Origin of the sequence: Nitratireductor arenosus, assembly GCF_009742725.1 — a bacterium.
Taxonomy (GTDB): Bacteria; Pseudomonadota; Alphaproteobacteria; order Rhizobiales; family Rhizobiaceae; genus Mangrovimarina; species Mangrovimarina arenosa.
Genome location: NZ_WPHG01000009.1, coordinates 92,628 through 99,688, shown reverse-complemented (window position 1 = coordinate 99,688; position 7,061 = coordinate 92,628). Strand labels below are relative to the sequence as shown.

At 64.8% G+C, this 7,061-nt stretch carries 5 protein-coding genes; all 5 read right to left on the bottom strand.

Annotation, left to right across the window (positions count from 1 at the left end; all coding sequences use genetic code 11):
• On the bottom strand, positions 1 to 3,867 hold a 3,867-nt coding region (locus GN330_RS22510), incomplete at its 3' end, for an N-6 DNA methylase (RefSeq protein ID WP_156715821.1).
• Positions 3,868 to 3,953: 86 nt separating this feature from the next.
• Positions 3,954 to 4,352 carry a DUF3085 domain-containing protein gene (locus GN330_RS22505; RefSeq protein WP_156715819.1) on the bottom strand — a complete coding sequence of 133 codons (399 nt, stop codon included), beginning with the start codon at positions 4,350 to 4,352 and terminating at the stop codon, positions 3,954 to 3,956.
• A gap of 12 nt (positions 4,353 to 4,364) precedes the next feature.
• Positions 4,365 to 4,970 (bottom strand): DUF1419 domain-containing protein, encoded by a 606-nt coding sequence (locus GN330_RS22500; protein ID WP_156715817.1) that lies wholly within the window; start codon positions 4,968 to 4,970, stop codon positions 4,365 to 4,367.
• A 62-nt stretch (positions 4,971 to 5,032) separates the two neighbouring features.
• A complete protein-coding gene (locus GN330_RS22495) occupies positions 5,033 to 6,076 on the bottom strand; it encodes a DUF3991 and TOPRIM domain-containing protein (protein ID WP_156715815.1) in 1,044 nt (347 codons plus the stop codon).
• Positions 6,077 to 6,359: 283 nt separating this feature from the next.
• Positions 6,360 to 6,545, bottom strand: coding sequence for a hypothetical protein (locus GN330_RS22490; protein WP_093037073.1), 186 nt, complete (start codon positions 6,543 to 6,545; stop codon positions 6,360 to 6,362).
• Positions 6,546 to 7,061: the final 516 nt, after the last annotated feature.

Below are 7,061 nucleotides of genomic sequence, written 5' to 3'. Positions count from 1 at the left end.
GCGGAGATATTCGCTTGTCGCCGTCTCCTGCCAGATGCGAAATGTGTTGCGGACAAGCGCGTTGAGCTTGTTGCCGTCCTCGCTATCCATGGCCGGCATGACCAGGCGCAGGTCGATCGCGGCATGGCGACCGTCGGTGATAACCGAGAGCAGGATGTCGTCGCCGGGCTGCGCCGACCCGTCGCGCTCCTCGATCGCCTTGATGCGCTGATCGAGATGGCGCTGATAGGCCTTGAAGGCAGGGGTCGGCTCGGCGGTGATGATCTGGCGCTTGCCGCCGGCGATCTCCGGCACCTTGACATAGGTGCGCAGGTCGGCGGGCTGGACCACGTCCGCGAATGACCGGAACATGGCGATCAGCTCGGGCACGTTGACGAACTGGGCAAAGCGCGTGACCGGCTTGTATTTGCCCGATGGCTGCAATTCGAGTTCGGTCGAGGTGTCGCCGAAGGTCGATGCCCAGGCATCGAACTCGTGCAGCCTGCGTGCGGCGAGCGACGCGTTGTCCATCAGGCGCTGTACGGTGAACATTTCGCCGAGCGTGTTGGTGATCGGGGTGCCGGAAGCGAGCACCAGCGCCCTGCCCGGATTTTTCGTCTCGACGAATCGGGACTTCACATAGAGGTCCCAGGCCCGCTGCGAACCGTTCGGATCGACGCCCTTCAACGTTGACATGTTGGTGGCGAAGGAGAGCTTCCTGAACTCCTGCGCCTCGTCGACGATGATCTGGTCGATGCCGATCTCGGATATGGTGAGCAGATCATCCTTGCGGGTCGACAGTGCCTGGAGCCGCTCCTTGTGCCCCTCCTTCATGCGCTCGATACGCTTGCGCGAAAGCCGGTCCTCGCGATCGACCTTGGTGAGCAGGTCCTCGTAGAGTTCGAGCTCGTCCTGGATCATCTGCTGCTCGAAGGACGAGGGTATCGAGATGAAGCGGAACGCCGAATGGGTGATGATAATCGCGTCCCAATTCGCGGTTGCCGCGCGCGACAAGAACCGATGGCGCTTCTCCTTGACGAAGTTGGTCTCGTCGGCGACGAGAATTCTCGCATTCGGATAGAACGCCAGGAACTCCCGCGCGGCTTGCGCCAGGCAGTGGCCGGGAACGACCAGGATGGCCTTGTTGATGAGCCCGAGCCGGCGCTGCTCCATGATCGCGGCCGCGATCGAGAGCGTCTTTCCGGCGCCGACGGCGTGGGCGACATAGGTCGAGCCAGCCGAGATGATGCGCCAGATCGCACGTTTCTGATGCCCATAAAGAGAAAAGGCGCCCGAGGCGCCTGGAAGCTGGAGGTGGTCCCCGTTGAAGTGTCGTGGGGCGATGTTGTTGAAGGTGTCGTTGTAGAGCCGCGCCAATCGGTCGGTGCGATCCGGATCGGACCAGATCCACGTCTGGAACGCCGTCTTGATCTTCTGCAGCTTCTCCTTGGCGGCCTCGGTCTCGACCGTATTGAGGACGCGCCGCTCCGTGTCGCCGTCCTTGATGGTGTCGAAGATTTGCGGGATGGAGGAATTGAGCGCGTCGGACAAAAGCTGCCCAGCATCGCGGCGATGCGTTCCCCATTCCGTCGTGCCGGCGGCGCTCCAGCCGAGCTGGCGGGCATTGACGGTCCAGCAGGCCAGTTCCGGCGTGTGGTGGATGGTGATGTCGGCTTCCATCGTCTCCCTCACGAAGGCGACGATATCGGCCGCCGGAATCCAGGGGGCGCCGAGACGGGCGGTGATGTCGGAGGGCCGCAGATCGGCCGGTTGGACTTCCTTTAAAGCCGCGACATTGCGAGAGAAATCGGGATCGAGCGCCGCGGCGGCCTCTGCGGCCTCCAGCTTCGAGCGGACGGCACCCGAGAGATAGGCATCCGCCGTCTGCCACGACCCATCGGCAGGATCGCGGAAGATGGCATCGCCCAGTTCGGCGATCACTTCATCCACGTCGCGGTGCAGCAGTTCGGCGATGTGGTCGGGATCGACATGACCGCGCTCGTTCAGCACCACGGCAAGGGCATCGGCGGCCGAACTGATGACGGGCGGCGGCGGAGGCGCGATCACGCGCTCGGTGAAGACTGGCCCGGGTCTGGCCGTATTGGTCTCGAGATCATAGTCCTCGATCGACGCCACCAGCCAGCAATCGGGATCGTCCAGGAACGGCTGGAGATTGGGACGGCGATGCGTCTCTCGCACTTCGCCGGATTCCTCATCCTCCGTGGTCGAGACGGTAGTGAAGTTGATCGGCCCGAACGCGCGCACGAAGTTCGACCAGGCAATGCGCAGCTTGACCTGGGCCGGCTTCCACGGCCGGTCGCATTCCTGGAGTTTCAGCACCTCGCGCACCGCATCACGGATCGGGATTAGCTTGCGGATGATGCGGGCGTGTTTCTCCGAGACACCGTCCGAACGCCTGCCCTTCCTGACGGCGATGGTTACGGCCTCGCCGTCGACCATCTGCATCAGGGCGGTGTTCTTGCCGATGAAATAGCTGCCCTCACGGATAGAGGCTTCGCCTGCCGTGGCGACATCGGGTACGCCCTCGTCCCCGGCGTCAGCCTCAATGTTTTCAGGCTCGCCATCATAAAGTGCCTCCGGAAGGGCAAGGACGGCCGTGGTCAGGGCTGCATCGAGATCGACGCCGGCGCGCGGAAGGCAGGTATAGGTTTCGTCGGGACCGTAGATGCCGCGCCGCAAGGCGTGGTCCCCCAGCACCAGGTCGGGATGTTCGGCGAACCAGCGATTGACGCGGATCGCGCCTTCGTCCTCGGTGGCGGCGCGAACGTCCACGAGGTCGAGCCAGGCGACGTCGCCGGCGGCTTCACCCTCCCCTCGCTTGCGGAAGAACAGGATGTCAACGACGACATCGGTGCCGGCTTCGGCACGAAAACTGCCCTCGGGCAGGCGGATGGCGGCGACCAGATCGGCTTGTCGTACGATCTGCTCGCGCGCCCTGCTATCGGCCTTGTCCATCGTGCCGCTCGAGGTGACGAAGGCGGCGAGACCTCCGGGCTTCAGCCGGTCGATGGCCTTGACGATGAAGAAGTCGTGCAGCCTGAGCGAGAGCGCGCGGAAGGCCCGGTCGCTTCGCACGATCCGGTCGGAGAAGGGCGGATTGCCGATCGCCAGGTCGAAGTGCTGCGGCAGGTCGATCCGGGCGAAATCGGCATTGAGGGTCCTGCCCCGCGGCTGGAGAAGCCGGGCAATGCGGGCGGTAACGGGGTCGATCTCGATCCCGGTCACATGCGAAGCGTCCCGCAGATCATCGGGCATCAGCGCCGGAAAAAGCCCTGTTCCGATGCCCGGCTCGAGCACACGGCCGCCGCGAAAACCGAGCCGCTGCAGGCCCGACCAGACGGCCCGGACGATATATTCGGGGGTGAAGTGGGCATACTGGGTGCAGCGCGAGAGCGAGGCATAGTCGCCGGCATCGACGGCGCTTTCCAGCTCGACGCCGATCTCTTCCCAGCCCTTGCGAAAGCCGTCCTCCCCCGGCCGACGAAACACACCATTGGCCAGTTCGGAAGCTCCAAAGCCGGTGAACCTGATCAGCGCCGCCTGCTCCGCGGTGGTCGCCGAGCGCTGCTCTTCAAGAAGATCGGCGGCGAGCCGGATCGCCACAAGATTGTCGCGGGCGCGATCGCGCCAGGATCTGGCGAGGCCGCGCATGCCGGCGAGATGGAAGTTTTCGCCCTTCGGTGCCCTGCGCGAGAGTTGCGTGTCCGCCGTGGCGGGCACGGCGCGCGCGGAAGACTGCGGGGACGGATCGTCATCGTCCGGATCATTGGCCGGACTGTCGGAAAAGGCGGTCACGCCGAGGCTGAGCCCCGAGGACAGTGCCGTATTGCCGAACAGGTCGAGTGTGAAGGGGTCGTCATGGGACATGGGATAAATCTCCTGGAATTGGGCAAGCGCGTTCACGCGACCGGCGTTTGCGGCCGCGTGGAGAGCTGGTGAGCGTGTGGGATGGACTAGCGGGCGATCAGCGACAGCGAGACTTCGGTCTCGGTCAGTTGCACACGCAGATGCGTGCAGCGCATGTTCCGATCGAACATCGGGATCAGTCTGTCGGCGTCGAGGAACTCGATGCCGTCGTCACCGCCGAAATGGCGGTGCTTGTAATGCCACCAGTCCGGATTGCCGATAGGATGGCACTCGTCCGAATAGACCACGAGCGGACGGGCGCCGTCGGCGAGTTTGCCGTTCGACATGATGTAGACCCCCTGGTCACCGACCAGCCAGAGTCCCGGCTTTTCATCCTTGCCGGGCTTGATGCCGTAGTAGGGATTGCGAAATCCCCCATTGGCGGCGGCATCGGCTTTGCCGCGCTCGATCACCTTGCGAACGCCGAGAATAGGAAATGTGAACATCACAGCCTCCGATCAGGCTGCAATTGCGGCGGGCAGGTAGCGAAGATGGACCGGCAGCTTGGCGCTGATCTGGGCCTCGGTGAGGTCGTCGAGCAGCTTCAGCACCGTGCCCTGCGGGCCACCGTAGACGGTGATGGTGCGAGCGCCACGGTCACGCTCTGGCCAGCGCTCACCCGCATAGCCGCGATAGTCGGCATGGGTCGTGCTCCAGATGTGGTCGAGCCGCTCCGTGCGCGTCATGGCACGCACCGGGCGGGATTCCCGCTCGATGATCACATCGCGCAGGCGCGCGGCCGAACCCTTGGCCGACATATCGCAATAGGCGTGGAAATAGCGGATGCGGCCATCGATCGAGAGCGCGAAGAAGACGCTGGTGATCGCGCCGGTCATGAACTCGCGCAGCGCGAACATGTCGCCGCGCGTCCAGAGCGGCGGCAGGATCTCGAACATGTAGTCATGCTCGGCCCGGCCGATCTCGAACCATTCCCCATCATAGAGCCGGCCGGTGAGGCGTGCCTTGCTCATCGGCGCCTGGCCATGGCGATCGAACATCTGGAACATCTGGTGGCGCGAGGCGATGCCCTCGAAGACCTTGCGGAATGGGGTTTGGGTGATCATGGCGGCTCCTGTCGTCCGTCGGCATCAAGCGCGATCCTGTCCACCCGACCGGATCATCATCTTCATGCCTTCTCATCACCCCTTCGCGCGGCCGCCTCTCCGGTCCGGCGGGTCAAGGGCCGGCGCAAGCCGGGCGCAGCCTCCCTTGACGCGACGGCCGGGCATGCGGCAGCGATTCCGCTCTCCTTTCCCCCTCCATTCCCGGGTTTCCTATCCCCCCGTCCTTGTAAATCGCTGTTCCAATCCTGCGTGGAAGGCCGCAGCCGCTCGTATCGGCACCCGGTCTCGCGCACGATCTGCTGCAGACGACCGGCATAGATCTCGCCCTGCCGATCATTGTCGGTGGCCGCGACGATCAACATGTCGGCGTTCGCGGCGATCGCCCGGATCGCGGCATCGCTGGCGGGCGACCACCCGCCCCCGGTACTGACGTAGAGGGTGTCAGCGCGCATCCTCTCGAGCGCGGCAAGGCTCATGGCGTCGATCGCCGCCTCGGTGACGCAGAGCCGAAGCGCTGCTTCGTTGCCGAGGCGGAACAGTTCCTTGGCTCCGTCGGTGGAGAAGCCACGCCACTGCGGGCCGCGTTCTTCCCATCCGATCAGTTGCCTGGTTTGGTCGACATGCGCCGTCCAGATGCTGCCGCTCGGACCCTCGCGCAGCAGGCCTTGTGCGATAGCGGCCTGCAGAATGGATATCGGGATCGCACGCTCATCTGCCAGATATCGCCAGGCGCGCGATCCGATGGTCGGTGGTCGCCGACGCCGCCATCGCTCAGTGATCGAAAGAGGAGTGCCTGTGCGTTTCGGGCGGCTCCAGGACGGCGTGGCCAGAACATGGTCGACAAGACTGCGAACCGCCTCGACGGCCGCCGGAAAGGCGATACCGGCCAAGTGACCTGCGAGCGTGAAGACGTCGCCCTTGGCGTCCGACAGCGGATCGAACCAGCCCCTGCCGTTATGGATGACGATGATGATCTCACCTTCGCCGCGTCGGTACTTCACGGCGCGCGCGGTGCTCTCCTTGACGTCCACCTTCCAGCCCTCGCGCGCGAGCACGGCAGCGCAGGGCACCGTGTCTCGCAATGTCTCGATTTCATGCTGCTCCATGGGTCAATCCCGCCGGCGCCGCGGGGCGTCCGGCCCTTTCCTTGTCCAGATCTGTTTGTCTACCTTTCCGGCAGGCCTCGAGGTCGGCCGCGAAGCCGGAAGGCCGCAGGGGCGCACCGGCTTGCCGGGGCGGCGCAGCCTCCCTTGCGGGCTTCCCGGCGCAAGCGGCAAAACCTCGTCCCAATAAGGGCTCGTGGCGTCCCGCCACCAGCAGGGAAAGGACGATGCGACGCGCAACCCGGCCTTCAGACGGCCGGGCGCTTGGCGCGCGAGGAAGGCCGGCTCAATGAGCCGGCCGACCGCCCTGGTAGGGATCGTATTCGAAGAGCGGCTCGATTTCGGCGTCGTCGAGTTCGTCGGCGGGCATGACGCCGTATTCGTCGTCGACCTTGAAGAGAATAACCGGCACCATCAGGGTGCGGGCGAGGTTCCAGGCATGGTTCTGTGCGAGTGAAAGATCGTGCGACATTGAAGGGCTCCGTCCATGGGCGGGGCCGATCCCCGCTCTGGTGCCCGTCGGGTCCGGGGCCCGGCCGCAATCACCGCACAGGCGAAGCCGCAGCGGCCGCACGCTCGCGTAGCGGACCCCTTGTGGGTTGATTGGAGGAGGACGGACCTGGACCAGGAAGCCAGCACAGCAAGCGGGGGCGGACCTGCGCGTGGATGGATCCGCACCCAGTCGCATCCTTCCCGGTAGCAGAGAGCCATTGCAGAGACCGGGCTTGACGTGCCCTCAGTATTGTCGCGGCGACCCGCCTCTTCGTGTCATGGCTCAGGATCCGAATGAACTCGATGACGAAGTTCGTGATCGACAATCGACCGGACGACGTCGATATCCATCTCGGCCGACGGTTCTATCCGCGCCACCTCGGCAGCTACCTTTGCCCAGTGGAGGAACTGGCCGTCTTCGATCGCGCGGGATGTTGCGGCAAGCCGTTGTGCCTCATAATAGGCAGTCGGGCCGTGGAGACGGACGAGGCGCCTG